The sequence below is a fragment of the Photobacterium sanguinicancri genome, from assembly GCF_002265265.1.
GTDB lineage: Bacteria > Pseudomonadota > Gammaproteobacteria > Enterobacterales > Vibrionaceae > Photobacterium > Photobacterium sanguinicancri.
In genome coordinates this window covers 1-361 of sequence record NZ_NOIF01000538.1, presented here as the reverse complement: position 1 = coordinate 361, position 361 = coordinate 1, and the positions used below count along the sequence as shown (strand labels likewise).

The 361-nt window shown below is 59.0% G+C and carries 1 pseudogene; it reads left to right on the top strand.

Annotated features, from left to right (window positions below):
* Positions 1-66: 66 nt before the first annotated feature.
* Positions 67-361, top strand: a pseudogene (locus ASV53_RS26675) (tyrosine--tRNA ligase); the annotation flags it as partial.

Below are 361 nucleotides of genomic sequence, written 5' to 3'. Positions count from 1 at the left end.
TCGGGCCCATCGCTAGACTTATAGTCAGTCGGCTTCGCACGAGGTCGTTGACGAGAGGAAAATGACGTGTCGGATCTGTTGGACGACCTGGAGTGGAGGGGCCTCGTCGCTGACTCCACCGACCGTGAGGCGTTGGAGGCTCACCTCGCCCAAGGACCCGTCACCTTCTATGTGGGCTTTGATCCAACCGCCAAAAGCCTCCATATTGGCCATCTTGTCCAGTTGATGCTGGTGCGAGCCCTCCAGGAACGCGGCCATAAGCCGTTGCTCCTCGTCGGTGGGGCGACCGGTCTTATTGGTGATCCTAAGATGACCGGCGAGCGACATATGAACGATCGGGAAGTCGTTGCTGAGTGGGTGG